A 15,807-nucleotide genomic window follows, 5' to 3' on the forward strand; every position below is an offset into this window, starting at 1 on the left:
GGCGGCGAACTAAAGGTCGCCGCCGAACCATCTCCTCTCAAGCACATGTCCGACGACGAGCCTCGCGGCGGCGACTCGCAGGGCCGACGCGCCGGTCAGGAGCAGACGACCGCGCCGGTCCGCGCCCGCGAGCGCGGCGAAGACGCGACGGAGCCGGCCGACGCCGACCTCGCAGACCCCGCGCTGTATCTCAACCGCGAACTCAGCGAACTCGCCTTCCACGAGCGCGTCCTCAACGAGGCGATAGACGACCGCAACCCGCTTTTCGAGCGCGTCAAGTTCCTCTCGATTCTCACCTCGAACCTCGACGAGTTCTTCATGAAGCGCGTCGGCGGCCTGAAACAGCAGATGGCCGCGGGCGTGAGCGAACTCTCGCCCGACGGGCGGACGCCGAGCGGGCAGTGGTCGCTCGTCCTCGACCGCGCCCGCGACCTGCTCGACCGGCAGTCCGCCTGCTTTCACGACCTCGTCCGGCCCGCGCTCGCCGACGCGGGCATCGAAATCGTCGGCTACGACAACCTCGCGCCCGACGAGCGGGCGGCCCTCCGCGACTACTTCGAGGCGTCGGTCCTGCCGACGCTCACGCCCCTGACGTTCGACCCGTCGAACCCCTTCCCGTTCATCTCGAATCTCTCGCTTTCGCTCGCGGTCCGCACGACCGAGGGCGCAGAGGAGCCGACGAAGTTCTCGCGGGTCAAAGTCCCCGGCAACCGCCCGCGACTCGTCAACGTGGACGAGCGCGTCGCCGACGCGGATGGGGCAAGCGACTCCGACACCGTTTCATCGGCCGCCGCCTCCGCGCCAGTCAGATTCGTCCCGCTCGTGGCCGTCATCGAGCGCAACATCGACCTGCTGTTCCCGAACGTCGAGATAATCGACACCTCGGCGTTCAGGGTGACGCGGAACGCCGAGGTCCGCCGCAACGAGGAGGTCGCAGAGGGCCTCATCGCCACGATAGAGGACGTGCTCCGCCAGCGTCGGTTCGCCACGGTGGTCCGCTTGGAGGTCCAGTCGGGCACGCCCGAGGCGGTCCGCGACCTGCTCGCGGAACAGCTCGACGTGGACGACCCCGAGGTGTTCGAGCGCGACCTACCGCTGGACTACGGGGCGCTCGCGTCGCTTTTCGACCTCGACCGCCCGGAACTCGAAATCGCGCCGTGGACGCCCCAGCCCCACCCGCGGTTCGCCGGCCGCTCCGCCGACGACCCCGAGTCGGTGTTCGCCGAAATCGCCCGGAAAGACGTGCTCGTCCACCATCCGTACCACTCGTTTACGGGCACCGTCGGCACGTTCCTCGCGGCCGCCGCGGCCGACCCCGACGTGCTGGCAATCAAGGCCACCATCTACCGCACCGCCCCCGACTCCGAGGTCATCGAGACGCTCATCGAGGCCGCCAACAACGGCAAGCAGGTCGCGGTGATGGTCGAGCTCAAAGCGCGGTTCGACGAGGAGAACAACCTCCGGTGGGTCCGCCGGCTCGAAGAGGAGGGCATCCACGTCGCCTACGGCACCATCGGCCTCAAGACCCACTCGAAGACGGCGCTCGTCGTCCGCGAGGAGGGCAACGAGGTGCGGCTGTACTCCCACGTCGCCACCGGCAACTACCACTCCCAGACCGCGAAGCTCTACACCGACCTCGGGCTGTTCACCGCCGACCCGGACATCGGCCACGACCTCGTGCGCCTGTTCAACTTCTTCACCGGCCACTCGCGGGCCGAGACGTACCGGAAACTGCTGGTCGCGCCGACGAACCTCCGCGAGGAGATGACGCGATTCGTCCGCCGAGAGGCCGACCACGCCCGCGCCGGCCGCGAGGCCCGCATCGTCGCCAAGATGAACGCCCTCGAAGACCCCGCGATGGTCCGCGAACTGTACGAGGCGTCGATGGCCGGCGTCGACATCGACCTCGTGGTCCGCGGCATCTGTCGGCTCAGACCCGGTATCGAGGGGCTCTCGGAGAACGTCTCGGTGTCGAGCGTCGTCGGTCGGTTCCTCGAACACTCGCGTATCTTCTACTTCGAAAACGACGGCGACCCGGAGTACTACGTCGGCTCCGCCGACTGGATGACCCGCAACCTCGACCGCCGGGTCGAGGCCGTCGCGCCGGTCGAGGACCCCGAACACCGCGCCGAACTCGACGCCGTGCTCGACGCGCTCCTGTCGGACAACCGCCGGCGCTGGGTGATGGACGCCGACGGTCGGTACGAACAGCGTCGCCCCGGCGACGGCGAGCGGGTCCGAGAGGCCCACCGAGAGCTGATGGACCGGGCGCTCGGCGAGGCGTACCGGGCGGGCGACGACTGACGAAAAATCGAATCCGAGTCAGGCGCTCGGTTGCACCCGCGCGAGCACGTCGCCGCGAGCGAAGTCGTCGCCCTCGCCGACGCGTATCTCCGTGACCGTCCCCGCCGTCGGCGCGGCCACGTCGATGCTCACCTTCTCGACCTGTATCTCGCAGAGCGTCTCGCCCTCGTCCACGGCGGACCCCTCGCGGACGAACCAGTTGGCGAGGTAGCCCTCGTCTACGTCGTCCGCGTCGTCGGGCCACGAGTCCGCCGAGTTCACGTCGACGGCGTCCGTCATGCGCGACCCCCGTTCGGTTCCGACGCTCCCGTCATTCGTGGAGTTCGCGGACGGCCGCCGCGATGTCGTCGGTGCCGGGGTTGACCTCGTCTTCGAGCGAGCGGGCGTAGGGAATCGGCACGTCGGGGATGGCGAGGCGCTTGACCGCCGAGAGGTCGTCCAGCGCGCCCTCCGCCGCCCGCGCGACGATTTCACCCGTCACGCCGAACGACTGGTAGTCCTCGTCGACGACGAGGAGTTTCCCGGTCTTACGGACCGAGTCGAGCACCGTCTCGGTGTCGAGCGGCACGAGCGTCCGGAGGTCGATGACCTCGGCGTCGATGCCGTCTTCGTCGAGTTGTTCCGCGGCCTCCATCGCCCGGTGGACGTGCAGGCCGAGGGTGACGACGGTCACGTCGTCGCCGGGGCGCTTCACGTCGGCCTCGCCGAACGGAATCGTGTAGTCCTCTTTGGGGACGCCGGTCTTCGGCCCCGATGGCGACGGCATCCAGCCGAGACCCATGAGGCGCTTGTGGAACATGTAGACGACCGGGTCGTCGTCGCGGATGGCGCTGTGCATCAGGCCCTTGGCGTCGTAGGCCGTCGAGGGGACGACGACCTTCATCCCCGGCAGGTGGGCGAAGGTCCCGTAGAGCGTCTGGGAGTGCTGGCCGGCGTCGTTGTAAGTGCCGCCGACGGCCGTGGTCAGCACCATCGGCACCGAAACGGCCCCGCCGCTCATGTAGGTGTTCTTCGCCATGTTGTTGTAGATCTGGTCCATGGCGACGCCGAAGAAGTCGACGAACATCAGCTCGGCAATCGGGCGCATTCCGGCCTGTGCGGCCCCGACCGCCGCGCCGAGGTAGGCCGTCTCGCTGATGGGAACGTCCATCACGCGGTCGCGGCCGAACTCGTCCAAGAGGCCGGTCGTACTGGAGAAGATGCCGCCGTAGTCGGCGACGTCCTCGCCCATGTAGAACACCTCCTCGTTCTCGCGCATCTCCCACGCGATGGCCTCGACCATCGCCCGGCTCATGGTCAGTTCGCGGTCCGTCTCGGTCGCTTCGGTGTAGTCTCGTGATTCGGTCGCCATCAGTTGTCACCTCCCGTCTCGCCGGCGTCGCCCGGCGCGTCTGCCGCGGCCCCGCCGTCCGTCGCCGCCTGCGCCGGCGGGTTCGTGAACACGTTCTCGTACGCCTCCTCCGGGTCGGGCTCGGGCTGTTCTTTCGCCCACGAAATCGCCTCCTCGACCCGCTCGTGGGCGCGCTCTCGAATCTCGTCGATGTCGTCGTCGGTCACGCCGTGCGAGCGGAGGTCCTCGGCGAGTCGCTCGATGGAGTCGCGCTGTTCCGCGCGGTCGATGTCGGCCTCGGGGCGATACCCCTCCGCGTCGCCCATGAAGTGACCCATCCGGCGGTGGACCTGCACCTCGATGAGCGTCGGCCCGTTGCCGTCGCGGGCGCGCATCACGGCCTCGTCCGCGGCCTCGTAGACCGCCACCGCGTCGTCGGAGTCGATACGGACGCCCGGCATGTCGAAGCCGTCGGCGCGCTGTGCGCCGTTCTGTACGTCCGTCACGCGGTCTTTGGGCATGCTGATGGCCCAGTCGTTGTCCTCGACGACGAAGACGACCGGGAGGTCGTGGACCGCCGCGAGGTTCAGCGATTCGAGGAAGCCGCCCTGGTCGATAGCGCCCTCGCCGAGGAAGGCGACGGCGACGGCGTCGGTGTTCCGCTTTTTCGCGGCCATCGCCGCGCCGACCGCCGGCGGACAGCCCTGCGCGATGATGCCCGAACACGCGAAGTTCACGTCGGGGTCGAACAGGTGCATGTGGCCGCCCTTCCCGCGGCACAGCCCCGTCTTCCGCCCGAAAATCTCGGCCGTCATGCGCTTGAGGTCGACGCCCTTCGCGATGGCGATGTGGTGCGGTCGGTGCGGCGCGGTCACCGTGTCGTCGTCGCGGAGGTGGATGCAGACGCCCGCGCCGGACGCCTCGTGCCCCGCCGCGAGGTGCAGTTCGCCGGGAATCGGTCCCGCCGAGATGTCGAACGCCGGCTGTTTCCCCACGAGGTACTCGTCTACCAGCCGCTCCTCGTAGTGCCGAGCGGTCACCATCTGCTCGTACATCGTCCGTAGGTCGGTAACACTCACCATGGTTGGCGTTCGGGTGTACTCCCGATTGTATATTAACATTAATTGTGTAAGTCATGACCATCAGAACGAGCGGACTCCGCGTTCACGGGAGCCGACGGGTCGAGACAGGCCTAAGCCGCAGTCCGTCGTATCGTCTCGTATGAGCGACACGACGCCGAATCTCGTTTCGATACCCGTCGGCGACGCGGTGCTGGAGGGCGACCTTCGGGTTCCGGCGGGCGCGGCGGGGCTCGTGGTGTTCGCCCACGGAAGCGGGAGCAGTCGAAAGAGCCCGCGGAACAACTCCGTCGCCGAGGTCATCCGCGACCGCGGAGTCGGCACGCTCCTTTTCGACCTGCTCACGGAGGCGGAAGACGAGGAGTACGGGACGCGGTTCGACATCCCGCTTCTGAGGGAGCGACTGCTCGGCGCGACGGAGTGGCTCCGCGGCCGCGACGACACCGCCGGGCTCGACTACGGCTACTTCGGGTCGAGCACCGGCGCGGCGGCGGCGGTCCTCGCGGCGGCCGACCTCGGTGACGACGCCGGCGCGGTCGTCTCTCGGGGCGGCCGCGTCGACCTCGCGGAGTCGCGGCTCGGCGACGTGACGGCTCCGACGCTGTTCGTCGTCGGCGGTGCCGACGAACCGGTGTTGAGTCTGAACCGCGACGCGTTCGCGGAACTCGACTGCGAGAAGTCGCTGGAGGTCGTCGAGGGCGCAGGCCACCTGTTCGAGGGGCCGGGCGAGCTGGACGCGGTGGCCGACCTCGCCGCCGACTGGTTCGAGACGCACCTCGGCTGAGGGCGTCGCTCGCGGAGCCGACCGCGGGGCGACTGCGGGGCGACCGCGAGGCGACCGCGAGGCGACCGCGGAGTCAAGTGCGGGGCGACCGGGATGGGTCGGGACGCTCAGCGCGAGAACTTGAGGTCTTTCGCGGGGTCTTCGACGACGACCCACCAGCGAACGTCCTCCTTGGGGTGGCGGCGCTCGACGTGCTCGTCGAGTCGCTCGCCGCTGTCGAAATCGCGGCCGCAGAGGTTGCAACGGTGGTGTCTGTTGGCCATGTACATAGCTACGGCCGCTTACAAAATGAAGGTACCTCGCGCGGGCTTCGCCCGGCGAACGCGGGTTCAGACCCCGTCGACGAGGCGTTCGAGCTGTTCCGGCGGGACCGCGCCGCGGGCCGCGTAGCCGTCGTAGGCGAAGGTGGGCACGCCGGTCACGCCGTGGCGCTGGGCCTCGGCGAACTGCTCGCGCACCTCCGCGAACAGCGCGTCGTCCGACAGCGCAGAGCGGACTTCGTCGCCCTCGACGCCCGCGTCCTCGGCGAGTTCGACGAGAAGGTCCTCGTTGCCGATGTCCTCGCCCCCCTGCCAGAGCGCGTCGAAGATTGCCACGTCGAATTCGAGCCACGTGTCGTTGTCGTAGTGCTGTTTCACGTGAAACGAGGCGACCTGCGCCGGCAGGGAGTCGATGTCGGTCGCGATGTCGAGGTCCATCTCGACGCCGTACTTGTCCTGCAGGCGGCGGACGCCCTCCTTGGCCTGCTCGTAGTAGTCGTCGTCTTTCCCGTCGTCGACGGAGAAGTCGATGCTCCCGTCGGGGCGGCGCTTGTGGCTCCGGAGGTCGAAGGGGTGCCAGTCGATGTCGAGTTCCTCGTCGCGGGTCGCCTGATACTGCCGCAGGGACTCGCGGCCGAGGTAACAGAACGGACAGACGTAGTCCGAGTAGACGGTGATGTGCTCCGGTCCGCGTCGGGTTCGCTCATACACACTCGTATCCCTCCCGATTACAAAAGCGGATTGCTCTGTCGTGTGCGGTCGACGCGACGACGCGGCGACGGCTCGGACCGGGACTCACACGCCGGGGGTCGATTCGAGCATCCGGCGGAGCGCGACTTCCATCTCCTCGAACTCCGAGAGTTCGAGTTCGTCGGTGGTGACGATGACGCCGCGGTCGCCGCCCACGACGCGGCCGACGAAGCCGTCCGAGAAGACGCGGAGGGTGAACTCGTACTCGCCGAAGTCGGGGGTCGCGCCGGTCGTGCCGGCGCTGTAGGTCTCTCGCGGGCCGAACCCGGTGCGTTCGTTCTCGACGAGTTCTGACTTGGCGGCGCGCGCCGCGGCCTCGTCCCAGTCGTAGAGGTCCCGTCGGACGTACAGCACGTCGAAGTCGTCGCGGGTGAAGTGGACGACGCTTCGCAGGGAGTCCCCGAGCGTCGTTCGGCAGGTGGAGACGATGGCGTCGGCGACGCTCTGAGTGATTGTCGGCGTTGATTCGGTCACGGGGGTAGATAGCACGCCGCAGTATTTGGCCGTCTCGCCTCCCGGCGCTCGTCCGAGACAGGTGGTGAATCAGGCCAGTCGGAACCGCGTGTCGGTGAGTTCCTCCGACACGTCCCAGAGCCGCGCGGCGGTCTCGGGGTCTCTGGCGCGGTCGCTCGGCTCCGCGATGCCGGGATGGCCGCGCATGCCGAACAGCCCCTGCGGGCCGACGTACTCCCCGCTTTCGACGGCCGGCGAGGTCACGGCGTACAGGAGGGGGAGCGCGCCCATCTCGGCGGACTGGGCGAATATCGCGTTGCCGAGTTTGCTCATCCAGTACCGGAGCGTCGACCCGGACGCCTCGGGGCCGCGGAACTGGAGGTTGGTGGCGGCGTAACCGGGGTGTGCGCCCACGCTCAGCACGTCGTCGATGCCCGCGGCGGTCAGCCGGCGGTCGAGTTCGAACGCGAAAAGCAGGTTCGAGAGCTTGCTCTGGGCGTAGGCGTCCCACTCGTCGTAGTCGCGTTCGCCCTGCAGGTCGTCGAAGTCCATCCGGCCGCGCTCGTGGAGGCCGCTCGACATCGTGACGAGCCGCGTCTCGCCGGGCGTGTCGCGGAGCGTCGGGAACAGGCGGGCGCTCAGGGCGAAATGGCCGAGGTGGTTCACGCCGAACTGCGTCTCGAAGCCCTGTGCGGTCTCGCGCCGGGGAATCGCCATCACGCCGGCGTTGTTGCAGAGGACGTGTAGCGACCCGTGTTCGGCGGCGAACTCGTCGGCGAACCGCCGGACCGAGTCGAGGTCGGCGAGGTCGAGTTCCGAGAGGGTCAGCGAGGCCGCCGACACCGAGTCGCGGATGTCGGCCATCGCGTCCGCGCCGCGGTCGAGGCTCCGGCAGGCCATGACGACGTGCGCGCCCTTCTCGGCGAACACGCGCGTCGCCTCGAAGCCGAGGCCGCTGTTCGCGCCGGTGACGACGACGGTCTTCCCGGAGAGGTCGGGAACGTCGGCCGCGGTCCAGTCGCTCATGGGGGATTCAACGGCCCGAACCGAGTAAACCGTGGCGGCGGGGCCGGCGCGACCGGAAGGCGGCCGCGACCGGCCACGAGGACCTCAGTTCGACGCGGTGCTGGTCTGCATCCCGTCGGAGTTGAACGCCGAGCCGAAGCCCTCGTCGTCGAGGAGGATGATGCCCGCCGACGACCCGGTGAGTTCGCCGAACTCCTCGATGGCGAGGTCGGCCGCGGTCTGGGCGTCACAGCCGCGTTCGAGGTGGCCGACGGCGCGGCGCGCGAGCGTCACGCGCGCGATGTCTTCGCCCGCCCCCGTGGTCGACGCGCCGCCGGCCGGGGAGGCGTAGAAGCCCGAGCCGACCTGCGGCACGTCGCCGACGCGGCCGGCGAGGGCGAACCAGCGGCCGCCGGTCGAGGTCGCGGAGGCGAACGTCTCGCCGTCGGTGGCGACCGCCCCGACCGTGTCGTGGCCGGGAAGGCGAACATCGTGAGCCGAGCGGCCACTGCCTGCCGAGGTTTCCTCGTCCGCCGGCAGGTAGCCGTCTCCCGCCTCGGCCGTCGGGTCGCTCGTGCTCTCGCCGAACCGGTCGGCGAGCCACGCGAGGTGTTCCGTCGGCGACCCGTCGGGGGCGTCCGCGTTCGCCCAGCGCTCGCGGGTCTCGTCGGTAAAGAGGTCGACGCCGGTCTCGACGCCGGCGTCGGCGGCGAACTCGACCGCCGGGTCGCCCGTCAGGAGGACGTGCGGCGTCTCTTCGAGGACCGCCCGCGCGACGGAGACGGCGTGTTCGACGCCCTCCATGCCGGCGGCCGCGCCGACTTGGCGGTCGCTGAGCATGACGCCCGCGTCGGTGCGGACGACGCCGTCGGACTGGACCGCGCCGCCGACGCCGGCGTTGAACCGGCGGTCGGATTCGAGGACGCGGACCGCGGTTTCGACCGCCGAAAGCGGGTCGGACTCGCTCGCGCCCGCGTCGGCCGCGTCGTCCATGACAGCCTGTCTGGGCGCCGGTTCGCCGGGGATGCCGCCGGCACCGCCGTGGAGGATAATTCGCATACGCGAGTGTCTCCCGACTGCGAGTGTAAACGTATCGACCCCGCACAGAGCGATACTTGCCCTTCGCCGTCGATAACGGCAGGACTTTTACACCGCACTAGAAAGCTCTGATTGTTCATGAGCTACGACCAGATTGAGGTTCCGGACGACGGCGAGAAAATCACGGTCGACGAGGAGACGGGAGAGCTCTCCGTCCCCGACAACCCGATTATTCCGATCATCCACGGCGACGGAATCGGAACGGACGTCGGCCCCGCCGCGCAGAAGGTCCTCGACGCCGCCGCCGAAGCGACCGGCCGCTCGGTCTCTTGGATGCGCGTCTACGCCGGTTCGTCCGCCCGCGACAAGTACGACGAGAACCTCCCGGAAGACACGGTAAGCGCCATCCGCGACCACCGCGTCGCCATCAAGGGCCCGCTCACGACGCCCGTCGGTGCGGGCTTCCGCTCGCTCAACGTCGCGCTCCGCAAGAAGCTCGACCTCTACGCGAACGTCCGCCCGACCTACCACCTCGACGGCGTCCCGTCGCCCGTCAAGAACCCCTCGGCGATGGACATGGTCACGTTCCGCGAGAACACCGAGGACGTGTACGCCGGCATCGAGTGGGAAGCCGGCACCGACGAGGTCCAGAAGGTCAAGGAGTTCGTCGAAGACGAGATGGGCGCCACGGGCGTCATCCACGACGGCCCTGTCGGCATCGGCATCAAGCCCATCACCGAGTTCGGGACGAAGCGCCTCGTCCGCGAGGCCATCGAGTACGCCCTCGAAAACGACCGCGACTCCGTCACCCTCGTCCACAAGGGGAACATCATGAAGTTCACCGAGGGCGCGTTCCGCGACTGGGGCTACGAGCTCGCAGAAGAGGAGTTCGGCGACGTCACCATCACGGAAGACGAGCTCTGGGAGGAGTACGACGGCGAGAAGCCCGAGGACAAGGTCGTCGTCAAGGACCGCATCGCGGACAACATGCTCCAGCAACTCCTGACCCGCACCGCCGACTACGACGTCATCGCCACGATGAACCTCAACGGCGACTACATGTCCGACGCCGCCGGCGCGCAGATCGGTGGCCTCGGCATCGCCCCCGGCGCGAACTTCGGCGAGGGCCTCTGTCTCGCAGAGCCCGTCCACGGCTCCGCGCCCAAGTACGCCGGCGAGGACAAGGTCAACCCGACCGCGATGATTCTCTCCGGCCGCCTCATGTTCGAGTACATGGGCTGGAAGGACGCCGGCAAGCTCATCCGCGACGCCGTCGAGAAGACCATCTCGGACGGCGACGTGACCTACGACCTCGAACGCCAGATCGAGGGCGGTAACAAGCTCGCCACGAGCGAGTACGCCGACAAGGTCGTCGAGAATATTCAGGAACTCGCGTAAGCGACCACACCACTTCTCTCTCGCGGCACGGACGCCGCATCTCTTTCGCGCCGACTACAGTCGATTCGGGTCTCGCCAGCGCCGAATCCGGTTCCACAGCGGTCTGACGACGCCGAAGACCACCGCGCCGGCGGTGTCGGCGACGATGTCGACGGCCGTGTCTTCCAAGTAGACCGAGCGGGGCCACTCGACCCAGAAGCCGGTGAAGAGTCGCTCGTACACCTCGAACCACGTGCCGATTGCGGCGACGGCCATCGGGAGGACGACGAGGAGCGCGAGCCGCGAGTGGAGCAGGCGGGGATTGAGGACGTAGAGAATCGCCGCGACGCCGAACCCGGAGGCGGCGTGGACGAAGATGTCCCACCACCAGATGCGCGTGTAGAGAAACAGCGCCATGCTCGTGAAGTGCGTCACGGTGACGACGCTCCCGAACACGGCGACGACGGCCATCTCTCGGGGGCGTTCTTCCCACCCGGCCAACACCGTCTCGTTCCAGGTTCGTCTCAGCATGCGCGGGTCGAACGGTGAACCGCGTCGGCTGGGGTGGCGGGGAGGTGTGTGCGGTTGCCTGCGAGCGGAAGCATAGACGAGAGATAGGCCATCATCGGTATGTAACTTTTCCCGACGAAACGACACGTCCGGGGTGAAATTAACCTCGTCGACGGCCGTGCCGACGCCGGAGTCAGCGGTTCGCCGGGCAGTCGTCGCCCGACTGCTCGCCGCCGTCCGAGCGGAGGTGGCCGATTCGGCGCGACGACTCGCCGGGAGTCGCGTCGGCCGGCGTCCGCGACCGGAGGATGCCTTCGACGAAGGCGAAAAATCCGAGGCCGCCGACCACGTCGACCACGAGGTCTATCGCGGTGTCCTCGGCGTAGTAGGCCATCGACCAGCCCCACCAGAAGTCCTTGAACAGGTACTCGTACACCTCGAACCCCGCGCCGATGGCGAGGAGGGCGGTCGCGACGACCACGGGGGCGCGAGCGCCGCGGAACGTCTGCGGGAACACGAGGAACAACACGCCCGCGACGCCGAAGCCCGAAAGCGAGTGGGTGAGCACGTCCCACCACCAGATGCGCGTGTAGACGTTGTACGCGAGCCCGCCGAAGTGGAGCGCGCTGACGACTGCCGCCCAGACGCCGACGAACGCCCACAGCCACGGCTCGCGCGCGAGCTTCGAGTGACTCATCGTCGGCCGTCGCTCGTCGCGGTGACCGGGGTGTTCGGCGCGCCGGGCGTTGTCCATGGAGGAAGTACGCGGGGGGAGGGCATAGTTAGGGACTACCGTCTATCGGGTTGTGACACCGGGCTGATAAATGCTTTCTCCTCATATGTTTCGACTGAAACGTATCACGGCCTCGTTCGAGAGGGGCCCGCGGCGGCTCGCGCTCCCGAACGTTCAAATCCGCCGCCGCGGAACAACGGCGTATGTACGCGGTCGTGGGGTGTACGGACTGCGCGAACATGTGGTTGCTTTCGGACCCCGACGGGTCGAAGACGGCGACGTGTCCGCGGTGCGGCAGGCGACACCAGACGAAGAAGCTCCGGCGCTTCTTCGAGTCCGACGACAGGGACGCCGCGCGGCAGGCGCGGTCGGCGCTGTTGGCGAAGAAACACGGCGACAGCGAGGCGTTCGCGCAGGTCGAACACGTCTCGGAACTCGACCGGCGGGTCGAGGAGTCGGGCGTCGACGACCGCGAGTACCTCGAAGGCTCGGGACTCGACGCCGACGAGGTGTTCGAGGCGGGCGAGGCCGCCTCGCGGGGTCGGAACTCGTCGACCGGGTCGCCCGACCGCCTGACGGTCGTCCGCGAGGCGGTTCGGGACGGCGACCGGCCGACCGAGGCGGAAATCGTCGCGGCGGCGGTCGAGCGGGGCGTCCCCGAGGACCGCGCCCGCGACCTGCTCGATAAGCTCCGGCGGCGCGGCGAGGTGTCGGAGTCGCGGGGCCGACACCGGCTGGTCTGAGCGCCGGGGTCGCCCTCGCGGACTCACCTCAGAGCGCGCCGAGCAACTTCGCCACGGTCAGCGCGGAGGCGACGACGCCGAGCGCCAACTTCACCAGCCTGAGCGCGAGCGCCACCCGCCGCGCGTCGTCGTACTCGTCGGGCGATTCGGGGTCGGTACCGCGTGTGGAGACGGGCATGGGAGGGGATGGGGGTGTGGACACGCCCGCGGGTGCTCCCCGACGGACGCGTTTTCATCGTTTTCACGGGAACGGAATAAACGCGAGCCACGGGTGCGGAGTGAAAGTGAAAGTGGACGTCGAGGTTCGAATCAGGAGGGACAGGTCCGAAAAGCGCGAAGAAAAGCGGTTCAGTCGTTTCTGGAGCTAGTGAAACTGAAACGGCCCGGTTACCGGCCGAGTTCGGCGTGTGCGCTGGAGAGGTGCCGCGAGGCGAGCGCGGAGAGAAGCGAGAGTTCGCCCGCGAGGGAGCCGACGGCGATGCACTCGGCGAGGGCGTCGGCGTTGGAGCCGGCGGGGTCGCCGCCGCCGCTGACGCCGAGGACGTCGAGGCCCTCGGACTGCGTCGGGAGCTTCGTGCCGCCGCCGACGGTGCCGACTTCGAGGGAGGCGATGGAGACCGAGACGTAGAGGTCGCCGTCCTGCACCTCGGCGGTCGTGATGGCGTTCGCCCCCTCGACGACCTGCGCCTCGTCCTGCCCGGTGGCGAGGAACATCGCGGCGACGACGTTGGCGACGTGGGCGTTGAAGCCGAGGCTCGCGGCCTTCGCGGAGCCGACGAGGTTCTTGCGGGTGTTGAGTTCCGCGACCGCTTCGGGCGTGGTGTGCAGGCGCTCCTCGACGACTTCGCGCGGGATTCGAACGTCGGCGGCGACGCTCCGCCCGCGGCCCTCGACGGCGTTGATGGCGGCGGGCTTCTTGTCGGAACAGAGGTTGCCCGAGAGGGCGACGAGCGAGGCGGTCGTCTCGTCTTCGACGACGCCGCAGGCGGCCTCGGTGGCGATAGTGGCCATGTTCATCCCCATCGCGTCCTTGGTGTCGTAGCGGAACCGCAGGTACACGGAGTTACCGACGACGTACGGCGTCACGTCGAGGAGTTCGCCGTGGTTCGTCGTCTCTTCCGCGGCCTCCTTCAGCGCCGCGAAGTTGTCGCGGGTCCACGAGACGAGCGCCTCGGCCTCGGCCACGTCGGCGACGCGGAACACCGGCGCGCGGGTCATCCCGGACTTGAGGACGCGAGCGGTCGCGCCGCCGGCGCTGTTGATGACCGAACAGCCGCGGTTGACCGACGCGAGGAGCGCGCCCTCGGTGGTCGCGAGCGGCAGGTACTTCTCGCCGGAGACGGAGCCGCCGTCGACCGAGACGGGGCCGGCGACGCCCATCGGCACCTGAATCGCGCCGACCATGTTCTCGATGGCCGACTCGGCGGCCTCCGCGGGGAAGCCGTAGTTCCCGACCGCGTCGAGCGACGCGCCGGACTGCTCTTCGACGAGCGAGCGGCGCGCCTCGGCGGCGGTGTCGGCGTCGGCGTGCGCTTCGAGTTCGTGGAGGCGGAGTTCGCCCTCCCGAACGCGGTCTGCGAGGGACGCGGCGTCTGTCATGCCCCGACGTTTCCCGCGCCGGCCCTAACGCGTTCCGGTTCTTCCAACGCCCGCGGTCCGTCCCCGTTCAAGGCCGCCCCGTCGTCCGACCACCGCCCGACCGCTCCGCCGCCTCCCGAACCGTTTTGCCCTCCCGCGTCGGGGTCGAACGTATGACCGCGGCAGCGGACCTCGTACTGACGAACGCGGAGGTACACACTCTCGGGTCGCCCGACGAGACGCACGAAGCCGTCGCCGTCCGCGACGGCGAGGTCGTCCGGGTCGGCCGCACGTTCGACGTGGAACTGCTCGCCGGCGTCGAGACGCGGGTCGTCGACTGCGGCGGCCGCGTCGTCCTCCCCGGCTTCATCGACGCCCACACGCACCTCCCGATGGTCGGCCGGTCTATCGTCCACGCCGACCTCTCGGAGGCCGGCTCCGCGGCCGAGGCGGTCGAACTGCTCCGCGAGCGCGCCGCCGAGGTCGAACGCGAAACCGAGGGAGGCGATGGGGGGACTGGCGACGGAATCGGCGGCGACGAGACCGACTGGGTGCTCGGCTACGGCTACGACGAGAGCAGGTGGGACGAATCGAGATACCTCACCCGCGACGACCTCGACGCCGTCTCCGAGTCGCGTCCCGTGGTCGCCTTCCGCGAGGACCTCCACACCGCCGGCGTCAACTCGGTCGTCCTCGACCGCTACGCCGACGAACTGCCCGACGAGGGCGTGCGGACCGCCGGGAGCGACGGTGACGGCGACGATGCCGGCGACCCGACGGGCATCGTGGTCGAGGGCGCGGTCGACGTGCTCCGCGAGGCGACCGAACCGGGCCGCGCGGAGATGGCGGAACTCGTCCGCGCGGCGCAGTCGTACGCGACCGCCCGCGGCGTCACCGGCGTCCACGACATGGTCCGCGGCTCCCGCGCGCCCGAGGTCTACCGCGACCTCGCCGACGCCGGCGAACTGGCCCTCCGCGTCCGAATCAACTACTGGTCCGACCACCTCGACGCGCTCCGCGAGGTCGGCCTGCGGACGAACCACGGCGGCGGGAGTCGCGGCGACCTCGTCACCGTCGGCGCGATAAAGACGTTCACCGACGGGAGCTTCGGCGGGCGGACCGCGAAGCTCACAGAACCCTACGCCGACGCCGCGGCGGACCCCGACGCGGCCGACGACGAGACGGGCCAGTGGGTCGTCGCCCCCGAGGAACTCCGCGACCTCGTCGCCGACGCGGACGAGTCGGGCTACCAACTCACCGCCCACGCCATCGGCGACGCGGCCGTCGACGCGGTGCTCGACGCGTACGAGGAGACCGACGACCCCGGCGCGGCCCGCCACCGGGTCGAACACGTCGAACTCGCGTCCGACGAAGCTATCGAGCGCTTCGCCGACTCGGGCGTCGTCGCTTCGGTCCAGCCGAACTTCCTGAAGTGGGCCGACGAGGGCGGCCTCTACGACGCCCGGCTCGGCGAGCGACGCCTGCGGACCAACCGCTACCGCGACCTGCTCGACGCGGGCGTGGACCTCGCGTTCGGGAGCGACTGCATGCCGCTCGGACCGCTTCTCGGCGTCGACCTCGCCACCGACCACCCGAACCCCGACCAGTCGCTCACCGTCACCGAGGCGCTTCGGGCGTACACCTCCGGCGCGGCCTACGCCGGGTTCGACGAGGGCCGACTGGGAACCGTCGCGGTCGGCACCGCCGCCGACCTCGTCGTCCTCGACGAGTCGCCGTGGGAGACCGACTCGATTCGCGATGTCCCGGTCTCGATGACCGTCGTGGACGGTCGCGTCGTCTTCGAACGCGACTGAGCAAAGAACAACTATCGATGTCGTTACTCTTTTGAAGAAAATTATTCTT

The 15,807-nt window shown here is 69.1% G+C and carries 17 protein-coding genes; 5 read left to right on the forward strand and 12 right to left on the reverse strand.

Annotated elements, in window-relative coordinates:
* Positions 1 to 45: 45 nt before the first annotated feature.
* The gene (ppk1, locus tag C441_RS11920; RefSeq protein ID WP_007275306.1) at positions 46 to 2,304 is read left to right on the forward strand and encodes a polyphosphate kinase 1; all 2,259 of its coding nucleotides are present in this window, start codon (positions 46 to 48) and stop codon (positions 2,302 to 2,304) included.
* A gap of 18 nt (positions 2,305 to 2,322) precedes the next feature.
* Here the strand turns inward: ppk1 and C441_RS11925 are convergent, their stop codons facing one another.
* Genes C441_RS11925 through C441_RS11935 form a run of 3 tightly spaced genes read right to left on the reverse strand, consistent with a single transcriptional unit; the run spans position 2,323 to position 4,689 of the window.
* Positions 2,323 to 2,583, reverse strand: coding sequence for a lipoyl domain-containing protein (locus C441_RS11925; protein WP_007275307.1), 261 nt, complete (start codon positions 2,581 to 2,583; stop codon positions 2,323 to 2,325).
* A 31-nt stretch (positions 2,584 to 2,614) separates the two neighbouring features.
* A complete protein-coding gene (locus C441_RS11930; RefSeq protein WP_007275308.1) occupies positions 2,615 to 3,655 on the reverse strand; it encodes an alpha-ketoacid dehydrogenase subunit beta in 1,041 nt (346 codons plus the stop codon).
* Entirely contained in the window at positions 3,655 to 4,689 is a 1,035-nt protein-coding gene (locus C441_RS11935) for a thiamine pyrophosphate-dependent dehydrogenase E1 component subunit alpha (protein WP_007275309.1), read from the reverse strand. The genes C441_RS11930 and C441_RS11935 overlap by 1 nt, the downstream gene beginning before the upstream one ends.
* 166 nt (positions 4,690 to 4,855) lie before the next feature.
* Between C441_RS11935 and C441_RS11940 the strand changes: the two genes are divergently transcribed.
* On the forward strand, positions 4,856 to 5,497 hold the full coding sequence (locus C441_RS11940; protein WP_007275310.1) for a dienelactone hydrolase family protein: 642 nt from the start codon (positions 4,856 to 4,858) through the stop codon (positions 5,495 to 5,497).
* A 107-nt stretch (positions 5,498 to 5,604) separates the two neighbouring features.
* On the opposite strand, the gene C441_RS19950 is transcribed toward C441_RS11940, so the two are convergent.
* The 5 genes from C441_RS19950 to C441_RS11960 form a co-directional block, all read right to left on the reverse strand.
* The gene (locus C441_RS19950) at positions 5,605 to 5,760 is read right to left on the reverse strand and encodes a hypothetical protein (protein ID WP_004969554.1); all 156 of its coding nucleotides are present in this window, start codon (positions 5,758 to 5,760) and stop codon (positions 5,605 to 5,607) included.
* A gap of 66 nt (positions 5,761 to 5,826) precedes the next feature.
* The gene (locus tag C441_RS11945; RefSeq protein WP_007275312.1) at positions 5,827 to 6,468 is read right to left on the reverse strand and encodes a DsbA family oxidoreductase; all 642 of its coding nucleotides are present in this window, start codon (positions 6,466 to 6,468) and stop codon (positions 5,827 to 5,829) included.
* Positions 6,469 to 6,552: 84 nt separating this feature from the next.
* The gene (locus tag C441_RS11950; RefSeq protein WP_007275313.1) at positions 6,553 to 6,981 is read right to left on the reverse strand and encodes a DUF7522 family protein; all 429 of its coding nucleotides are present in this window, start codon (positions 6,979 to 6,981) and stop codon (positions 6,553 to 6,555) included.
* A gap of 69 nt (positions 6,982 to 7,050) precedes the next feature.
* Positions 7,051 to 7,986: an oxidoreductase gene (locus C441_RS11955; protein WP_007275314.1), complete on the reverse strand. Its 936-nt coding sequence runs from the start codon at positions 7,984 to 7,986 to the stop codon at positions 7,051 to 7,053.
* An 84-nt stretch (positions 7,987 to 8,070) separates the two neighbouring features.
* Positions 8,071 to 9,024, reverse strand: a complete 954-nt coding sequence (locus C441_RS11960) for an isoaspartyl peptidase/L-asparaginase (RefSeq protein ID WP_007275315.1) — start codon at positions 9,022 to 9,024, stop codon at positions 8,071 to 8,073.
* A 117-nt stretch (positions 9,025 to 9,141) separates the two neighbouring features.
* Between C441_RS11960 and icd the strand changes: the two genes are divergently transcribed.
* A complete protein-coding gene (gene icd / locus C441_RS11965; RefSeq protein ID WP_007275316.1) occupies positions 9,142 to 10,401 on the forward strand; it encodes an isocitrate dehydrogenase (NADP(+)) in 1,260 nt (419 codons plus the stop codon).
* Between the two features lie 54 nt (positions 10,402 to 10,455).
* On the opposite strand, the gene C441_RS11970 is transcribed toward icd, so the two are convergent.
* Positions 10,456 to 10,911, reverse strand: a complete 456-nt coding sequence (locus C441_RS11970; protein ID WP_004969560.1) for a hypothetical protein — start codon at positions 10,909 to 10,911, stop codon at positions 10,456 to 10,458.
* A gap of 172 nt (positions 10,912 to 11,083) precedes the next feature.
* The gene (locus C441_RS11975) at positions 11,084 to 11,587 is read right to left on the reverse strand and encodes a hypothetical protein (RefSeq protein WP_083874920.1); all 504 of its coding nucleotides are present in this window, start codon (positions 11,585 to 11,587) and stop codon (positions 11,084 to 11,086) included.
* A 239-nt stretch (positions 11,588 to 11,826) separates the two neighbouring features.
* Between C441_RS11975 and C441_RS11980 the strand changes: the two genes are divergently transcribed.
* Positions 11,827 to 12,366: a DUF5817 domain-containing protein gene (locus tag C441_RS11980; RefSeq protein ID WP_007275318.1), complete on the forward strand. Its 540-nt coding sequence runs from the start codon at positions 11,827 to 11,829 to the stop codon at positions 12,364 to 12,366.
* Between the two features lie 28 nt (positions 12,367 to 12,394).
* Here C441_RS11980 and C441_RS19720 read toward each other — a convergent pair whose 3' ends face one another.
* Together C441_RS19720 and hmgA are read right to left on the reverse strand one after the other, a co-directional pair.
* Positions 12,395 to 12,544, reverse strand: coding sequence for a hypothetical protein (locus C441_RS19720; protein WP_160166868.1), 150 nt, complete (start codon positions 12,542 to 12,544; stop codon positions 12,395 to 12,397).
* 209 nt (positions 12,545 to 12,753) lie between these two features.
* The gene (gene hmgA, locus C441_RS11985) at positions 12,754 to 13,965 is read right to left on the reverse strand and encodes a hydroxymethylglutaryl-CoA reductase (NADPH) (protein ID WP_007275319.1); all 1,212 of its coding nucleotides are present in this window, start codon (positions 13,963 to 13,965) and stop codon (positions 12,754 to 12,756) included.
* Positions 13,966 to 14,117: 152 nt separating this feature from the next.
* On the opposite strand from hmgA, the gene C441_RS11990 reads away from it, so the two are divergent.
* Entirely contained in the window at positions 14,118 to 15,758 is a 1,641-nt protein-coding gene (locus tag C441_RS11990) for an amidohydrolase (RefSeq protein WP_007275320.1), read from the forward strand.
* Positions 15,759 to 15,807 lie beyond the last annotated feature (49 nt).

Source organism: Haloferax sulfurifontis ATCC BAA-897 (assembly GCF_000337835.1).
Classification (GTDB): Archaea; Halobacteriota; Halobacteria; order Halobacteriales; family Haloferacaceae; genus Haloferax; species Haloferax denitrificans.

Bases quoted from the DNA above. Each gene is read 5' to 3' on its own strand.
- ppk1 (WP_007275306.1), top strand. From the start codon at position 46: ATGTCCGACGACGAGCCTCGCGGCGGCGACTCGCAGGGCCGACGCGCC.
- C441_RS11925 (WP_007275307.1), bottom strand. From the start codon at position 2,583: ATGACGGACGCCGTCGACGTGAACTCGGCGGACTCGTGGCCCGACGAC.
- C441_RS11930 (WP_007275308.1), bottom strand. From the start codon at position 3,655: ATGGCGACCGAATCACGAGACTACACCGAAGCGACCGAGACGGACCGC.
- C441_RS11935 (WP_007275309.1), bottom strand. From the start codon at position 4,689: ATGTACGAGCAGATGGTGACCGCTCGGCACTACGAGGAGCGGCTGGTA.
- C441_RS11940 (WP_007275310.1), top strand. From the start codon at position 4,856: ATGAGCGACACGACGCCGAATCTCGTTTCGATACCCGTCGGCGACGCG.
- C441_RS19950 (WP_004969554.1), bottom strand. From the start codon at position 5,760: ATGGCCAACAGACACCACCGTTGCAACCTCTGCGGCCGCGATTTCGAC.
- C441_RS11955 (WP_007275314.1), bottom strand. From the start codon at position 7,986: ATGAGCGACTGGACCGCGGCCGACGTTCCCGACCTCTCCGGGAAGACC.
- C441_RS11960 (WP_007275315.1), bottom strand. From the start codon at position 9,024: ATGCGAATTATCCTCCACGGCGGTGCCGGCGGCATCCCCGGCGAACCG.
- icd (WP_007275316.1), top strand. From the start codon at position 9,142: ATGAGCTACGACCAGATTGAGGTTCCGGACGACGGCGAGAAAATCACG.
- C441_RS11970 (WP_004969560.1), bottom strand. From the start codon at position 10,911: ATGCTGAGACGAACCTGGAACGAGACGGTGTTGGCCGGGTGGGAAGAA.
- C441_RS11975 (WP_083874920.1), bottom strand. From the start codon at position 11,587: ATGAGTCACTCGAAGCTCGCGCGCGAGCCGTGGCTGTGGGCGTTCGTC.
- C441_RS11980 (WP_007275318.1), top strand. From the start codon at position 11,827: ATGTACGCGGTCGTGGGGTGTACGGACTGCGCGAACATGTGGTTGCTT.
- C441_RS19720 (WP_160166868.1), bottom strand. From the start codon at position 12,544: ATGCCCGTCTCCACACGCGGTACCGACCCCGAATCGCCCGACGAGTAC.
- hmgA (WP_007275319.1), bottom strand. From the start codon at position 13,965: ATGACAGACGCCGCGTCCCTCGCAGACCGCGTTCGGGAGGGCGAACTC.
- C441_RS11990 (WP_007275320.1), top strand. From the start codon at position 14,118: ATGACCGCGGCAGCGGACCTCGTACTGACGAACGCGGAGGTACACACT.